Source organism: Paenibacillus sp. PastF-3, from assembly GCF_029893135.1.
GTDB classification, from domain to species: domain Bacteria; phylum Bacillota; class Bacilli; order Paenibacillales; family Paenibacillaceae; genus Paenibacillus_AQ; species Paenibacillus_AQ nitricinens.
In genome coordinates, this window is record NZ_JARXWM010000010.1 from 15,812 (window position 1) to 31,468 (window position 15,657).

Below are 15,657 nucleotides of genomic sequence, written 5' to 3' on the forward strand. Positions count from 1 at the left end.
TAGGTTAAAGAAAAGAGAGGTCGTTTGTGTCCAACCCCTCGATTCTCCTGCTATCATTGTTTGTTAGTCGCGTACCATTCATTGACTTCTTTGGTCATTTCGTCGCCGCCAAGCTTTTTCCACTCTTCCACGAATTTATCGAATTCATCCACGGATACTTGATTCATCATAATCTTGAAGTATACTTCATCCCGCTTCTTCTTCAGGATTTCTTGTCGATCTGCCATGGTTGGAGTCGGTGCGCCGTAGAATTTGTTCTGTAGGTACTGTTTATTGTTCTGAATTTCAGGAACAAGTGAATATGCACCTTTTGGACCTGAGATCAGATATTCCCACCACATGTTGATATCCGTACCGTCAACATACTTCATGGCACGCTCGTAACGAGTTTTTTGATCTTTCGTCTCCAAAATGCTCTCGTCTTTGTTCTCGATCGCTTTTGGCAATATTTCACCGTTATTATCCTTTTGTTTACCAACACGAAGCGGGCTTAGAAGCCAGTAGTTGTTGCCTTTCTCCTTCAGGTCTTTACCATACTCATACACTTTCTGTTCTGGCGTCGGATGATTATCCACGACAATCCAATGGTTCAGCAATTTAATAACGCCTTCCGGATGCTTCGCTTGCTTGGAGATAACATAATATTCGTCAACACCCAAACCGATCTGTGATAGTGCAGGTTCGCTATCCACCGATGGAATCGGGAATACGCCCCACTCTTGTACGACTTTACCATCCTTTACTGCGCCTTTAGCGAGCTGAGCCGGCACCCAAGACTGGCCGTATACGATACCTGCGTTGTTGTTGTAGAGGAGCTCTGCCGCTTTCTCCACATCTTTAACAGAGAACTCAGGATCAATCAATCCTTTCTTAAACATTTCCTGCATCGCCTTAAGGGCGTCTTTCACTTGAGGCTGAATGTCACTGTTGACCAAATTGCCATTTCCGTCTTCCATCCAAAGATTTTCATAAGCATGGTAACTATTCAAGAATGCTATTAGTCCTGTAACACCTGTGGAATGGTTAAATGGATCTTTGCTAATTGCAATTCCATACGGTTTCCCAGTGCCGCCTGGATCTTTTGTTTTGAACGCTTCGGCGATCGTCATGAGATCCGCCATCGTCTTTGGTTCCGGCAGGTTCAATTTCTTCAGCCAGTCCGTGCGTACATAGAGGAACTGATACTGGTACGGATTATAAGAACTTGGAATCCCCATGAGTTTACCGTCGAAAGTGGCGGTCTTCAGTTGCATTCCGCCATCCATCGATAAGAATTTCTTCGTCTCATCCGTCGCATTCTTGTCATATACGTCCGTGATATCCATAATCATATCCGCTTCGGTCAGCTCTTTCAGCTGTGTAGCATTAACCTTCATGAAGTCCGGAAGATCATTGGAGGCGATGGACATCTTCACTTTCTCCTTGAATTGAACGTCATCGGCGGACACCCATTTATTCGTGAGCTTCACGCCGATATCTTTCTCATACGCTTCATAGACCGAGTTCTTCTCAAAGCTCTCGCCCTCATCGAATTTGAGATACTGATCGCTTGCCGAAACTGTTGAAACTTCAATCACTTCATTTTTTTGTTCCACAGGTGTATCTGACTGCTTCTCTGGCTGCTTCTCCCCTTCATTTGTGGTTTTGCCGCATGCCGTGATAGTTAAACTTAGGATCAATGCGACGATCAGAAGTATTCTACTTTTTTTCTTCATATTACCCCTCCACATGGTCTCAAAATAGGTAGTGCATCTGCTTCATGCAGCTTCTCTTCCTAGTTCTAGTATAGGAAAGGGAGTGATCCCCATCTATATACTAGTCTTTACTTTCGTATACAACTCTTGACTACCGTCAGGCTTGCCCCTAGAACGCACAAGAGAGGGGGAGTCTCCCCTAGGTTAGGTTGACTCCCCCTTCGCTTCGTTGAAACGTTATCGTGTAATAACTCGAATATTCAGCTCCCAAAGGCTAATGGTTATTCCCTCAGCTTTCAATAAACCTAAGCGCGCGTTCAGATTGATAATCAGCTAAACCTTTTGCGAATTGTTGATCAGGGAATCCTCTATGCAGTAGCTTTAAACCCGCTGAGGTTAATGATATATGGTGGTGAAGTTGATAAAATAGCAGTCTGTCAGGGTCAAGCCTATCGTTCTTAAGGTACCGGTAGAAATCCCCAAATCGCATCTCCAAAAAACTATGCTCATGCTCAATATCAAAAAACATGGCCCCTTCGATATCGATCAAAAAGGGTTCCAGCTTATCATTAACCAATACATGGTCAGGACCCATTTCCCCGTGAATAAATCCATACTGCTTTCTAGGCTTCATTCTTGCTTCTAACGCGTACAGCTTATCGAGTAGTTTACTTTGATTAGCCCTGATCTTCTCCATATGTTGAGAGGCATAAGCTAGCTGTACTTTCGCATTTTCCATTTTTAACAAATGACATGGTTCTGTGCTGATCTCGTTAGCATTGACTTTCCCAAAAATTCGCCTCTCGTTGGTATGCATAGTTGTAAGCATATCCCCTAGCCGCTGAAACACTTTATCTTGAACACGTAAATCAGCATGATGAAAATAGTCTTCTGCCTTACGTCCATCTATATATTCAACGAGCGCATAATCAAATGGGTAACGATCTTTTTCCTTATTTAGATCATAAAGTGCAGGGGTCTGGATTCCATGTTGTATTAAGAACTTGTTGTTTAATTCAAATAATTCACTTCCATAGGACTGTTCATTTATATCTTCATTCGCTTTTTCTTCTTCAAAATAATTCATAGAAAGATCCCACACATACAAAACGCAGGAAAATCCATTACTGCACTCCATCTTGTAGACCACCTTTTGTGCGCCACCATGCATTCGTGAAACACAATTAACTACATAACTGGTGCCAAAAATCCGTTTAATATAATCCTGTAAGTCGGCCTGATCGAGATGATAGGTAACGTCCATTAACAACACTCCATTGATTAAGTTTTGCCGGCTTCACAATAGTAAATAAAATCCAGCCCAAAGTATAGACTTTTTCTTTCTGATCAATTATGATGTTGAATAAGGTCTTGAAAAAAATAAGCATACAAAAAGCCTTTGGATTTTATTCCAAAAGGCCTTTTTTTTGATGAAAAAATCACCTATTCAACCATTGATTTTGCTAATAAAACCATCTGCTTCCTAGACAATCGAAAGCTATCCACCTCAATATAAGTACCCTCTTGCACCCAACGCAAACATCCTCCTTGTGTTCCATAATCATACCTTGCTTCAATTCCGTTCAAATGAACAACCTCACCTCTCTTGTCGAATTTAAAGTCCTCTTCTATAACTGTGGTCGTGCTTGTTTTCCTAAGAATATCAATTATTGTTTCAGATCGCTTACTTCGGTACCCTACCGCTTTATGCTGTTCAATCCCAAACAGATACGTACTTCCTGATTTATCAAAGTATCGTTTCCCTTAATAGCTTTATGATACAGTTCACCAGACGATCTAAATCTTTCTTCTAACAGGAATCCAAACCTCACATATCGATTCTTCCAGTGTATCATCCATCCAGAAGTATTTTTCCATACATGGACCTTCTACTTGTTCAAATCCTACCGAGGGGAACCATTCTGAGTAAATTCGCCTCCAAACATTTTGGATTTCCAGTCCAATTTCCGAGTCATCTGGAATTGATTCACGGCTATCAAATACCGCATAGGTTTGACCAGGGACATAAAGAGTAACAAGCCCCTCCGTTACTTCTTTACCTTCTGGCAGATCAATCCCCATTAAATAACGTTGGGTTCCATCTTCCCTAAAGTCGAAATAATAGCCATACAGTAGTGAGCCTGAGGGTTTCCCAACCAAATCATTAATCCGATCAAGTGTCCCATCTATCCAAATCCCCTCTACAAAAATAGGTATTTCTGTATAGGCATCCTTTTGGATGATAACGTCCTTTCCGATAACCGTTGAAGCCTGTTCTTCCACAATTCGATAGTTCATTTCAGTTTCTCCTTTAATCTGAATTTGAAAGGAGATTCGAGGAAAAGATTTAAGCTTCACGTTCTTTTTCTTCGCCATGTGCGGCGTCACCCCATGTATTCGTTGAAATGCTTTAGCGAATGCTTCTGGGGTCTCATAACCATAATTTAGCGCAATATCGATGACCTTATTATCTGTTCCTGCTAACTCCTCGGCTGCTAGCGTAAGACGCCTGTTTCGTACGTATTCAGTAACCGTAAATCCGGTTAAAGCATGAAACATACGTTGAAAATGAAATTTCGATGTCATTGCAGCCGTAGCAATGTCTTCGATCTCAATGGCGGATTTCAGATTGTGTTCCACGTAATCTATCGCTTGTTGTAGCAGCCTAATCGTCTCCAAGGCCTCATCTCCTTTCCATTTCATTGTAGAGAAACCAATAAATCTATTCCTGACCCGGAATGCTTTGATTTGTCCAAAAAATTCCTGTTATCTATAATAAGGTTCACTTTATCATCTAAAGAGCAAAACAAAAAGCACCCGTTTGGGTGCCTTTTGTTTATGGGAGTGATTTTTTCCTACAGTATAAATACTCGTTACTCTATGTCTAAGGAAAAATCAAGACTGCTGTTTAGCATGCGCAAGATCATGAGTAATGCCTCAGATCTCGTAGCATTAGCATTTGGTTTAAACAAACCGTCAACAGTTCCCTTTACGATCCCCATATCAGATAACATATTTATCTCAGCCTCTGCCCAATTACCGAGAATATCCTTGAACTTAGTCTCTTTTGCTAAATTGGGGTTAATGACTGCAGCAAGCATAGCCGCTATTTCTGCTCTGCTAATAGAATTATTCGGTTTAAATGTTCCATCCGAGTAACCGTTGGTAATGCTACTAGCCTTTAATCCCGATATTGCATCTGATGCCCAGTGATCCTTAATATCTTTGAAATTGGATGGGTCTTTAGCACCTAAACCAAGCGCTTTTAATAGCATGGTCGCAAATTCTGCTCTTGTTACCGCAGCATCCGCATGGAATGAGCCGTCGCTGTACCCCGTAATAATTCCAAGTCTAGTTGCTACTTCGATTGCTTTAGCGTTTGGTGAGTCCTTAGATACATCCTTGAATGCTAGCGCAGGTGTAGATTTTACCTTTTTTACAATAGCCTTAACAACATCAATATTAACCTTTTCGTTGAAAAATGGCGCTGGGGTCGGTGTTGGTGTTGGCGCTGCTGTTGGTGCTGTTGTTGGTGCTGTTGTTGGTGGTTCTGTTGTTGGCGCTGTCGTCGGTTCTGTTATTGGTGTTGGTGTCGGTATTGGTGTCGGTGTCGACGTTGGTGTCGGTATTGGTGTCGGTGTCGGTGTTGGCGTCGCTGTCGGTGTCGACGTTGGTGTCGGTGTTGGCGTTGGTATTATCGGTTGATTGAACACTTTAATTTCTTGAAGATCAGGACCCGTGCTTCCATCTTCCCCTACTACATAGATCACAATCTGAATGTAGCGCTTAGAGATTTCTTCAGGAAAAAAGACCGAATCTGTCGTAAAACCATTATATTGTCCATCCGTATGAACGAGGCTAGCGTAAGTCGTGCCAGTGACTGTTTCAAACGGACCGGTCACGCTGTCGCTGACCTTCACTTCGTAGGATTGCAGATAGACGGTATCGACAACACGGATTTCATTATAAGCCGCGCCTGCACTCATATCGAGTGTGATTGTCCAAGGCGCATCGGATTGACTGCCAATCCAGCCAGTCTCCAATAAATCGTCAGTCAAATGGCCAGTCTGACCGCTGGCGGTTCCTTTGTCGACTGTAACCGGTACGCCATATGCCAAGTTAGTGCTGTCTTCATTAACGATGATGGTTCTCTTTACCGCGACAGCTTCGTTGCCTGCGGTATCAGTGGCATCATATCGAATGGTATACCGGCCCGCAACAGTCGTATCGATAGCCGGAAGCTCGACATTGTTCAAGCTGTAAGTTACTTTGGCTGTCAAATCGATATCGACATTATCAGATAGCGATACACCAGGATCAGAGAAGGACGTTCCGTTCCTAACCAGCAGTGTTGAAGCACCGTTAAGCGTAATAACTGGTTTTTCCGTATCATTTTCGCCAAGTTCAGGACTTTGGAAAACTTGTGACCCGTAGGATATGTACGCTTTGCCATTCGGCAAATAAGCGATACCATTGGGAATGGTTCGCATATTCAACAATAGCTCGAATTCGGACTCAGCTACAGTACTGTTCAATAAATGATCGCTGTTAATGCGATAGATATTATTATTGTAGTCTTCAATAGCGTATAGATGACCAGCGGAACTTATCGTTATTCCTTGCACGGCTGTTGGGAGTCCTTTAATGACCGACGTTGCAGATGTTGCTCCCGGCGCGAGCTTGTAAATGCCTTTACTTGTGTAGTCCGTGAAATAAAGGTTATCAGTGGCATCGAAGGCCATACCGTATACGAAATTAAAACCCGTATTGTAATATGCGGTGCCACTATTCGACGGGAGGGGAAAATTGACGAGTGCGCTTTTGTTGATTTTATAAATATTTCTATCATAGTTATCAGTCGTGAAGAACAGATCTCCGGCTTGGTTCAAGGCGACGGTCATAACATACTCTCTGTCCAGCACTTTCGTGACCTCTCCCGTCTCGACCGAAATGCGATAGATGCCGCCCGGATCTCGCTGAGCTGCATAAATATAGCCTTCATGGTAAGCGAGTGCTCTTGCACCTGGAACCGAAGCGTTGATAAATTCGCTTGGAGACAGGGAATAGGGAACCTCCGAAGCCTTGGCTGCGGGAAGGCTTACAAATAGAATGATCAATGCCATTAATAAAGATAAAGAACGTTTCAATAGGGGAATCCCACCTCTTTCAAATTGTAAAATAGATTATTCTACTCCAGCAAAGTGCTGATCTGCCCATGTGACATCAAATCGGCTTGCCGAAAATCATAATCACCATAATTTTTGGTGACAGATCATAGAGACTATACGGTCTCCCCTGTATACTTTTCTAACGCTTCATATAACCCCCTTTTATGTGCGCGTTTAACGATTAGACCAAAAATACTACGCTGTATCCAGAGTGGAATGCCAGCGATGAGTGTATTTTGTAGTGATAACACTAAAGCGGTGTGTGCGAGCAATTTAGGATTGCCTTTTGCATCAGTTAAACCATCCTCCATTAGCCCGTAATGAATACGAACAGACTGCTCGAACTGACTTGGTGGTGTTAATCGTACACGGAATACAACCGGATCATCGTCATTATTGGTAAAAGTATGTGGTGTCTTCATCGGGGCAACACGACGTTCTCCCGCTACCAGGATGTAGTTTATTTTACCTAATGTTACCGTGAGCTTGCCAGAAATCACTTCAAATTCTTCTTCAAAACGGTCATGAATATGTAGTGGGGGACCTTTGCCATGTGGGGGGAGTGCAACTTCAATTAATAAGTATTCACCCTTCGTATCCTTTGCCGTTTCTATAAACGTAATTTGTTCACCCGTAACTCGATTAGTTACCGTTTGTTCCACACACGCTCACTCCTTGGGTTAATCATTTATAAAGTGAACTAAAGGGGCAAGCTGCCACTTTAAGCCTCAATTCTTTCAATCATAGAGAATAAATAAATTGTCGAATAGTGAGTGCTGTCATCACTTTGTCATATGACAATATGGATTTTTATGTAATAAGAAAGGATAACCACTCAAAGTAAGCGACATAGCGTGCGCTTCCCACAGAACCGTGGGCATACAGCAATGAATTTGTGGATGTATTACTCCAAAGCGCACAATTTACAAGGACGTTTAATTTCTGCGTCTGGATGGAAACTGCCGTCCGAATAGCCTTTAACAATACCTAATTGTACAGATTGCTCTACCGCTTGCTGCGCCCATATGCCAATCTTCACCGAATCGGTAAACATCAACTTCTCAGCATCTATTTGCGGCTTCAACGCCTTCATTAACATAACCATTCACGATTTCACTCTGTGCAGCTTCAATAATCTCAGACGCGGCCCAGTGACCCGTTATATCGCTAAATGTCGGTTGATCCGATCCGGACTGTTCCTTCTCTTTGCTTACAGCCATCACAGCAAACTTTGTAAAGTAATCGACTCCGACAGTGATCTTATTGCCATCAACCTCGCCGCCGTCAATTTGCAACCACTCTTTCTTCATTTCGTCATAGTAGAATTCAACCGGTCGCTGCGCCTTCTTTAATCCTGCCTCATCGAAAACAAAGGTCAGTGTTACTGATTTGGTAAAATTATTCGTAGCATTTTTCAATACTTCGGAAACTGGACTGATTAGAACTTGTCGATCAGATAGGAGATCTTTCGTATCGGTCAATACTAATATGCCATTCGTTGAGGTCACTTTTCCGCCATCATTACCTGTATTACTTGAACTGCCACCTTCACTAATTACTGTCGCCTCCCCCAACTTATCCATGCTTAATCATGCCGTTATCCTATCTCGATGTTATCTTGTACTATTGTTACATCCTATAAGGTGATCAGTCTGTAACCCGGACTACATTTTACAAACGAATGGAGTCGAGTATTTTTTCTAGCGAAATTTCCATAATGGGTTCTTACCTCCACGCAAATAAAAACTGGGACCCGTTATCCGGGTACCAGTTTTTTGGTAGAGAATGCTTATTAGAGGACGTTCTAGTATCAAATATTAATTGACATAAAATTCTTTCCTTCAACAAAACCTAGACTTTCATACATCGGTTTAGCCATATCAGACGAATGTAGCAGAATTTTTCTAATTCCTTGTACCTTCAAATCGTCTATTGCTTCACTAACAAGTTTGGATACAATACCCTGGCGATGATAATTAGGGATTGTGAAAACATTAGTCATATATGCAACCCATCCAGAAGGATTGTCAAACCGTGGTGCAAATCGACATAAGCAAAAACATACAGTTGATACAACTACTCCGTCATCATCAGCAACCCATACAACGAGTGACTTATCCGATAATGAGGAATCAAAGTAGTTTCTAAAAGTTTCATCCATGCTACTATTGTCCTCATGAGATAGCAGTATCTTGCGAAATTCAATTAACTGCGGTATATCCGTTGTAATAGCTTTTCGAAACAGCACAATTGGCTTCCTTCCTATCAAAAAATAGATTTTAAATATTGTGCTGCAACGTAGCGTATGATGTTGCCCTTGCAATAGCGAACAGCTCGCAAGCTCTGTTGGACTGAACTTTTATTTCATTCAGTACTCGCGCGCTGCATCGAACCACTGTTGAGCCATCTCCTCTGCTATTGGCTGACCAATCAGGTGATCAGACTGACTGAGTTGCCACACCGCTTCACCAAGGTCTTCACGTTCGGTGGTTTCAATGCCTTTGAGGTTGTTGAAGCGCACCGTGAAAGCTGTAATAGCTGCCTCGGCTTCGGCAAAACTACGAGCCTTGGACAAAGTTGCCTGTGCAACGTTGTAAGCTTCATTAGCCAGCTTGGCCAGACGTTTAGGCCAGGACGAAAACGGGCGGCTGAACTCAGTCGTCCACCACTCAGCCTTTCGTAATTGGCTCACTGAAGCATGGTCGGTCCAAGGGCGGGTTACAGCGCGAGTTTTCATTTGCTGTTTTAGACGCTTGCCAGCAATCTCTTCCACATTATAGGCGATAAATCTATTAAGCAACGGCCACACGTTCAAGGTCGGCAAGCCACCCAGATCAGGCATGAAGCGCAGCTCCAAATTCGTTAACTGGGTATGATAAGCCATTAAGTCCAGGTCGCAAAAGTTTCCCCACAAACTCAGTGAGGTTAGGTTTGGGAACCGGTTCAGACACTCCAGCGAAATCGGCTGACCTAACGGCGTATTCTGTAGCGTAAGGCTCGTTACCTTGTGCAGCTCACCCATGTCAGGCAGCAAGAAAGGAGTATCATTCCTGCGTCGGCCGGTGCGCGGCGCTAGTGTCAGAGAAGATGGCATATCTCCTGTGGCCGAGAAGCGTGATAGATCGCCGGATACACTCAGGCGGAAATGCCGCTTCGGAAGCCTCAAGCTCAGAGACCTCCCGGACTGATCCAACTCGATATGCAAGCCATACAAATTGGACTGAGTGGCATCCGCCACCGTGTCTGCAGACAGAATCGGAGTCCACGTCATCTCTTCAATGGGATGTTTCTGTGCCCAGTCAAAGAAGCTTTGGTCACTGCCTGTATAATGCAGAAATCGCGGCCAAGGAGAGCCCGCCGGGGTGGCAAAGACATCAAATACGGTCCAATCAATATGCGTATCAGGTGAGACATGAAGGTCTGCCTTCTTCCCCAATTGCGACGGTCCAATGGATAGACTGCCCACACCGGGCTTAATGACAAGAGTGTGACTGAGAGGACCTGTCAGGTCGATAGGATAACCACCAACTTCTCTAACTGAACCAGCTGAAGGACTAGCTTGGCTATCATTTGGCATTTCTATCATCCTTTCCTCTGAAGCATATCCAGATCTAACTATTCACGCCTGACTCTATCTTCTGAGCAATAAATTGTTTGAATCTTGTAAAATACCGCTCTGATGCTTCCCAGCGCCTAAGATCCAAATAGGGCATGTCCTGCTTGCCATATTGATCGGGCGGCTGATAATACCGGGAAACATAAGTTCCATTATCCAGTGTATAAAAATAATATGCTCCCTCCGGTGTCTTGATTTCAATCCGACCATGCAGGAGGTCTCCGTACTCGTCCGTATGCGCTTGACGGAAGCTGTAACATTTGGAGCCGTCCCAGAACCCGTCATCCACCTCTTCTTCCTCTTCCGAAACTAATTTCTGAATTACGGGGTGTTGCAAAATGTCTTCCACATACTGTACCTCAATGTTTCGTAAATAAAGCTCAGCCATATTCGCGCAGGTCAGCAACATCGTCCAGCAATCGCTAATCTCTGCTAGTTGTTCCTGAGACTCTTCTGAAATGTCCTCCCACTCAGATCCTTCATCTATGGTTCTCCTCAACAAACCTACAGAATGATCTTGCTCCAGCCAAATATAATAGTGATGCCGGTTATCATTCATATAAATGCTAAGATCCCGCTCTTCTCCGTCAGCATCTATATGCTCCAGTTGAACTTTGAAAAAAACGTCTTGCTCCCAAAATCTAAAAGACGGCTTGTCACTCGGCATTAAAATACACTGCGTCAACTTCAATATATTTTCCTCATTGATCGTGTTGTGGGTGAAATATAAATGAACAACTTTCTTGTTAGTCGGGGATTCATTTATTTTTTTCAGTACGGAACGCCCTTCTTTAATTATGTTCACTAGTGTGCCAAAGGAAAAGTCGGCTTCCTCTTCCCCCTCTTCCACATCCAGAAAAACTTCATCGATTAACACCTCATGAATATCCACCGGAAGCTCCTGAAATACGCCGTCCCCTTCCCACACATTTACTAAGCAGGGAATCGATTTCTGTCCGTCAACTTTGATGCTGTACTCATCATCCTGAACTAAAACTGCAGCGCTGAGATCACCTTTCACAATCGTTTCCCCATGATTGTAGGAGCCGCACAATATTTCCTCAATCATCAGATTGCCCGAAACATAAATTTCCTGACCGCCTACAGCTATATTTTTCGCACTCATATTACCGGTCACCATAAGTCCTATAGCACCGTCTGTTTCTTTGTTATAGAGATTGTCTATAGTAAAATTCCCATCTATAAAAATGATAATTACCTCTTTTTGTTGCGGAAAAGCCTGCTCCCAATCCAGATTAAGAGAAGGCAGTGTTAAATCCCCTTCACAATAAGCAGCAAGCTGCTCGTCACTGAAATCCTGGTAAAACTTCGCCCACCAAGAGCCTTCCGGAAATTTATCTGCTAGTTGACTAATAGGAATGAATCGGAAAAGATTGCTCAAAACATTATTTTCCCTTCATCTTTAAAATTTCCATTATTTTCTCATATGTAAAAATTAGGGTCAATCTTAACTTTAGGCTTGATTCATCATCAAAAAGAGCAACCCTTACATGAAGTATGGGTTGCTCTTACTTTTATGAAAAGAGATATCTTACTATATGTGCTACGGTCCAGCTTGTGATTATTTTTGTGATCAATCAAGCTTCGCGTCTGCGCATTCCGCCTCGAGCCTTGCAATGACCTCAGATCGGGCTTGATCCGAGAAGCGAAGCATCCCGTTCTCCTGAACGATCAGCCCTTCCCAAATCCGCCCATCCAGCCAGTCGCTGATCCAGCCGGGCGCATACCCGCCTTGACCGAACTCGCCGCCAAAAGCGATTATCTTCTCATACACATCCAGATATTGTTGACGACTCGTATTCGGATAAGAGCTTGTGTACAGCCAAAACTGCACATCATACATCAGAGTAGAAAGCTCATCCGCATGAAAGGAAAAGTGTCCCTTCTCTTCTACGATCCGGGTACAGATTCTACGGATCTTCTGGTCAAGCTGTTCCACCTCAGGCACACGACTGCACAGCTGCGCCAGCAAAGGTGAGAATTTGCCTACGGCTACTTTTCGCAGATCCTCTTCTTTATCTTCTTGAGAGGTGTCGTAATCCTCCTCACTCACCAACCCGCGGATAAATGTCTCGAAGTCTTCAGCCAGGAACGTAATCTCATAATTATCTTCCTGATCCACATGAATCACCTCGGGTTCCCCGTCCCTCCCGCAGTTCCGGTAATCCAGCATTACGACATCATGGCCTGCCGAAGGGCAGTCACAGATCACCACGCCGATGGCAGGATACCCCCACTCCTCAATCATGAACGTACTGCCGAGATCTCCGCAGAGTGAATAACTTTTCTCGCGCCCGATGCCCATAATGCCTGTAATCGCAATATGATCCTCAGCCCATGAGGTCGCATCCTCTGTTGGGTAACAAGTATTGTAAGGAACTCCCCCATTATGCTGCTTCATCAGACGGATATAGGAAGTAGGAAGCTTGTAACCGAGTTCTTCTTCTACAGAAGCAATCAGCTCGTCCGTAGGCGGGTCAGAGACATATTCTCTTAGCGCATAATCGCTATCGTCCCAGAAGTCGGAGAAATCCATCCCTTCAAAGGGAGTTGCCGCCGACCTCGAATCATTATGCGAATCTTTAATTGCCCGTCTGGATGCGGCGTGTTGTTCTTTGCGCAGCTTGCGCTGGCTGAAGTTCAGTAACATGGCCGTTTTCTCATCGTCAGGATCGAGGGCATGAGCGATACCTAGCACTCTTACTGCTTCCTCATACCGATTCAGATAATAGTAGGAATATCCCACACGAAAATGCCACAACGGGTCATCCTGTCCCCGTTCCGCAATCATCGCAAACTGTTCAAGCGCTTCTTCATAACGTCCCAGATTGTTATACGCTCTTGCCAGACTGCTGACCCCCTCGTAATCTCTGTCCTCTGGAGTAATCTCCATCAGGGTATCAACTATCTTCTGGTGTTCATCATCTTCATGCCACTGTGCCAGTTGTGCGATTAGCTCTTTATCCATGTCTACCTCCCCAAGCCTACAATCAAGTTGCTAGAATATAGAAATATAGTTTTCCCTATTCTACCAGATGGGATATAGGGAATGAAAATTGGCGTCTCTTATGATAAAGCTCCCCACACGGTCGCAAGCGGCAATTTTATGTATCACTTCCTCAACCAGGAAACTTTTTTTAAATACAACAATTATCATCAAGTTGGATGATGACTATGCCATAATTTAAACATTAGTGTGCGGATGCCGAAAAGGAGAATGTATTATATGGATTATGGTAACCTTATCAACGAAATCAACCGTTCATATCCTATAAATATTAAGCATATCGAACTTCATCGGGAGATGATCGGTAAGGTATATTTTTTACAGAGTCAGGATAGAAGGTATACGCTTAAAATATACCGCAGCTTCAAAACAGATGACGCATTGCAGACGATTCGTATTCTTGATTATTTGAAAGAAAATTCATATCCGGCGGTTTCTATTATTCGAACTGAGCAAAATGAAAGCCATATTATTCTCAGTAGTCAGGATGGTTGCTGTGTAGGAATATTATACGATTATGTTGAGGGAGCCATGCCCGATGGTAAGATCGAGGCGGAAAGCATCGGAATACAGATCGGGCAACTCCATAATTTGATGGATAAATATCCCGATAAGCTTAAAAACAGACCAAAAACCGAGTATGTCGACGACTATATCTCTATTATGCGAGAATTAGATTTTCATTCAGAAAAAACCCTTGAACTCGAACAGTATGGAAATCTATTATGGGGGCGCATAACGAAACTCCAAAAAAAATTTTGTCACGGTGACCTTCACACGGGAAATATGATAAGAAATCAAAGCGGAGAGTACGTTCTCTTAGATTTTGACGACGCTTCAGGCGATTATCCGAGTATGGATGTTGCATACATGTCTGACGATACCAACTTTAATCACTTTCATGAATCCATGTATGATCAAACCATGCGTTTGTGCGAACGTTTTTATTCAGGCTACAGTAAAGTAAGCGTGCTAAGTAACAATGAAATTCATGCTATTTTGGATTTTATTGCAATAAGGCATTTTCAAATTATATCAAGAATAGTGCGGTGTCAAGGGATGCAATCTGTATCTAAAGAATTTTGTGATGAACAGTATTTTTGGCTTATGAAGTGGCAGGAGCTTTGTGCAAAAAAACAGCATTAACTAAGCACTGGTAAAAGCAAAAGGCCGAAGTTCATTACAGCCGAAACACCACTTTCAAGACCGTTGCGAGGCTTTCCAAAAAACTCTCCCATACTTGTGATACGGTTCACCGTGCTGTCTGTAACAGCAAGCTCTAGGTCCATCCCTTGTAGGATGGACCTTTCTTTGGAATCGTTATAGATTGCCAAATATCTATTTGTCTTAATTACTGGTACAGCCATATCCCTGAAATCGTCATCACCGCTGGCAGTGCAGCCTCGTCCACCGCCACATTGTCATACCAGCCGCCCACCGCAAGGTTAAGCACCAGATAAAAGGGTTCATCAAAGGGCATTACACCCGGCTCCTGGCGACGTTCTGCAAAGCAATGTCCATCTACCAGCCATCGAATTGAACCTGCATCCCATTCCAGTGCATACTCACGAAATTCATTAATGGTTCCGCTCTCGAACTGGTGTGTGAACTCCTCCACGATTTGATGTTCCCAATCCTTCCCGTAGTGCAGCGTTCCGGATATTTGCTTAGGCAAGCGGCCTTTGGCCTCCATAATATCTATCTCACCAGAAGCCGGCCAAGAACCGTAAGCTTGTTCCTGCGGAAGCAGCCAGATGGCAGGCCATATTCCCTGCCCTACCGGCAGCTTAGCACGCACGACTAACTTCCCATAGCAAAAGGAAAAATGGTCCTTTGTATCCAAACGGGCCGAGGTATATGCAAAATGCCGTCCATCCTTATCGATGGATTCGTTACGCGCGCACAAGTTTAAGCCAAATTCATCGATATATAGATTGCTGGCATGATCCGTGTAATACTGCTGCTCACCGTTGCCCCAACCTGGGTCTAAGGGATTTCCATCATTATCTAACAAATCGTTACCAAGGCGGATATTCCATAGCTTCAAATCGCCATTTCTATCTAAGAAATTCTGTTCCCATACGAGCTTGTTCATTCTTCGCACACTCCCTTCATTTAATCACAGCATACTTAAATTTTGCGTCTGGTCAA

The 15,657-nt window shown here is 43.5% G+C and carries 14 protein-coding genes; 1 reads left to right on the plus strand and 13 read right to left on the minus strand.

Annotated elements, in window-relative coordinates; genetic code table 11:
* Positions 1-53: 53 nt before the first annotated feature.
* The 11 genes from M2444_RS19660 to M2444_RS19710 all read right to left on the minus strand — a co-directional run bounded on the left by M2444_RS19660 (position 54) and on the right by M2444_RS19710 (position 13,467).
* Entirely contained in the window at positions 54-1,715 is a 1,662-nt protein-coding gene (locus M2444_RS19660; RefSeq protein ID WP_280787827.1) for an extracellular solute-binding protein, read from the minus strand.
* Between the two features lie 268 nt (positions 1,716-1,983).
* Positions 1,984-2,913 carry a phosphotransferase family protein gene (locus M2444_RS19665; RefSeq protein WP_094878539.1) on the minus strand — a complete coding sequence of 310 codons (930 nt, stop codon included), beginning with the start codon at positions 2,911-2,913 and terminating at the stop codon, positions 1,984-1,986.
* Between the two features lie 578 nt (positions 2,914-3,491).
* Positions 3,492-4,373 carry an AraC family transcriptional regulator gene (locus M2444_RS19670; RefSeq protein WP_280787828.1) on the minus strand — a complete coding sequence of 294 codons (882 nt, stop codon included), beginning with the start codon at positions 4,371-4,373 and terminating at the stop codon, positions 3,492-3,494.
* 194 nt (positions 4,374-4,567) lie between these two features.
* Positions 4,568-6,841 carry an S-layer homology domain-containing protein gene (locus M2444_RS19675; protein WP_280787829.1) on the minus strand — a complete coding sequence of 758 codons (2,274 nt, stop codon included), beginning with the start codon at positions 6,839-6,841 and terminating at the stop codon, positions 4,568-4,570.
* A gap of 134 nt (positions 6,842-6,975) precedes the next feature.
* The gene (locus M2444_RS19680; RefSeq protein ID WP_280787830.1) at positions 6,976-7,524 is read right to left on the minus strand and encodes a cupin domain-containing protein; all 549 of its coding nucleotides are present in this window, start codon (positions 7,522-7,524) and stop codon (positions 6,976-6,978) included.
* A gap of 242 nt (positions 7,525-7,766) precedes the next feature.
* Complete coding sequence (locus M2444_RS19685) at positions 7,767-7,955, minus strand: S-layer homology domain-containing protein (protein WP_280787831.1); 189 nt, start codon at positions 7,953-7,955, stop codon at positions 7,767-7,769.
* Positions 7,924-8,445 carry an S-layer homology domain-containing protein gene (locus M2444_RS19690; protein WP_280787832.1) on the minus strand — a complete coding sequence of 174 codons (522 nt, stop codon included), beginning with the start codon at positions 8,443-8,445 and terminating at the stop codon, positions 7,924-7,926. The genes M2444_RS19685 and M2444_RS19690 overlap by 32 nt, the downstream gene beginning before the upstream one ends.
* Before the next feature lie 227 nt (positions 8,446-8,672).
* Positions 8,673-9,110: a GNAT family N-acetyltransferase gene (locus tag M2444_RS19695; protein WP_280787833.1), complete on the minus strand. Its 438-nt coding sequence runs from the start codon at positions 9,108-9,110 to the stop codon at positions 8,673-8,675.
* Between the two features lie 120 nt (positions 9,111-9,230).
* Positions 9,231-10,439 carry a hypothetical protein gene (locus M2444_RS19700; protein WP_280787834.1) on the minus strand — a complete coding sequence of 403 codons (1,209 nt, stop codon included), beginning with the start codon at positions 10,437-10,439 and terminating at the stop codon, positions 9,231-9,233.
* Between the two features lie 34 nt (positions 10,440-10,473).
* Positions 10,474-11,880: a hypothetical protein gene (locus M2444_RS19705; protein ID WP_280787835.1), complete on the minus strand. Its 1,407-nt coding sequence runs from the start codon at positions 11,878-11,880 to the stop codon at positions 10,474-10,476.
* 192 nt (positions 11,881-12,072) lie between these two features.
* A complete protein-coding gene (locus M2444_RS19710; RefSeq protein ID WP_280787836.1) occupies positions 12,073-13,467 on the minus strand; it encodes an SMI1/KNR4 family protein in 1,395 nt (464 codons plus the stop codon).
* A gap of 258 nt (positions 13,468-13,725) precedes the next feature.
* Between M2444_RS19710 and M2444_RS19715 the strand changes: the two genes are divergently transcribed.
* The gene (locus tag M2444_RS19715; RefSeq protein WP_280787837.1) at positions 13,726-14,652 is read left to right on the plus strand and encodes a phosphotransferase enzyme family protein; all 927 of its coding nucleotides are present in this window, start codon (positions 13,726-13,728) and stop codon (positions 14,650-14,652) included.
* On the opposite strand, the gene M2444_RS19720 is transcribed toward M2444_RS19715, so the two are convergent.
* Both M2444_RS19720 and M2444_RS19725 read right to left on the minus strand, forming a co-directional pair.
* Complete coding sequence (locus M2444_RS19720) at positions 14,649-14,873, minus strand: hypothetical protein (protein ID WP_280787838.1); 225 nt, start codon at positions 14,871-14,873, stop codon at positions 14,649-14,651. The two genes, M2444_RS19715 and M2444_RS19720, sit on opposite strands and share 4 nt — an antisense overlap.
* Positions 14,858-15,601: a glycoside hydrolase family 16 protein gene (locus M2444_RS19725; protein ID WP_280787839.1), complete on the minus strand. Its 744-nt coding sequence runs from the start codon at positions 15,599-15,601 to the stop codon at positions 14,858-14,860. Before M2444_RS19725 ends, M2444_RS19720 begins: the two co-directional genes overlap by 16 nt.
* Positions 15,602-15,657 lie beyond the last annotated feature (56 nt).

Bases quoted from the DNA above. Each gene is read 5' to 3' on its own strand.
- M2444_RS19660 (WP_280787827.1), bottom strand. From the start codon at position 1,715: ATGAAGAAAAAAAGTAGAATACTTCTGATCGTCGCATTGATCCTAAGT.
- M2444_RS19685 (WP_280787831.1), bottom strand. From the start codon at position 7,955: ATGAAGGCGTTGAAGCCGCAAATAGATGCTGAGAAGTTGATGTTTACC.
- M2444_RS19690 (WP_280787832.1), bottom strand. From the start codon at position 8,445: ATGGATAAGTTGGGGGAGGCGACAGTAATTAGTGAAGGTGGCAGTTCA.
- M2444_RS19700 (WP_280787834.1), bottom strand. From the start codon at position 10,439: ATGCCAAATGATAGCCAAGCTAGTCCTTCAGCTGGTTCAGTTAGAGAA.
- M2444_RS19710 (WP_280787836.1), bottom strand. From the start codon at position 13,467: ATGGATAAAGAGCTAATCGCACAACTGGCACAGTGGCATGAAGATGAT.
- M2444_RS19715 (WP_280787837.1), top strand. From the start codon at position 13,726: ATGGATTATGGTAACCTTATCAACGAAATCAACCGTTCATATCCTATA.
- M2444_RS19720 (WP_280787838.1), bottom strand. From the start codon at position 14,873: ATGGCTGTACCAGTAATTAAGACAAATAGATATTTGGCAATCTATAAC.
- M2444_RS19725 (WP_280787839.1), bottom strand. From the start codon at position 15,601: ATGAACAAGCTCGTATGGGAACAGAATTTCTTAGATAGAAATGGCGAT.